The following is a 359-nucleotide window of genomic DNA, read 5'->3' as shown; positions in this document are numbered from 1 at the left end:
CAACCCCCCGCCGGCAGCGTTTGCCCAGGGAGCTCCATGATTCGTCCTGCCGATGTTACCGCCCCTCGCGGAGGCAGAGCGGAGCTCGCTCATACGCGATCCGAAGGATCGTCGTGAATCCAAACAGGAGAGAAACGATGAAAACCACCCTCATTCCAGCTGTCGCCGGCCTGGCTCTGATGGCCGGCATCGGCGTCGCGGCCGCGGACGAGGTGATCGTCACGCCCGAGCAGCAGACCGTGGTCAAGGAATATGTCCACAAGCACCCGATCGCCTCGGTCAATGTGCTTGGCCTGGAGCTTGGCGTGGGCTCGACCGTGCCTGACACTGTCGAGCTGCAGACCGTTCCGGACGTCAAG

Annotated in this window: 1 protein-coding gene; it reads left to right on the top strand. The window is 63.5% G+C overall.

Translation table 11 applies throughout. The annotated features are described in order from the left end of the window. Window positions 1-137 precede the first annotated feature (137 nt). Window positions 138-359: hypothetical protein (locus EN808_RS35365; RefSeq protein ID WP_135918234.1), on the top strand; the 222-nt coding region annotated here is incomplete at its 3' end.

The organism is Mesorhizobium sp. M8A.F.Ca.ET.165.01.1.1 (assembly GCF_004792065.1).
GTDB lineage: Bacteria > Pseudomonadota > Alphaproteobacteria > Rhizobiales > Rhizobiaceae > Mesorhizobium.
This window is presented reverse-complemented; position numbering and strand designations above follow the sequence as displayed.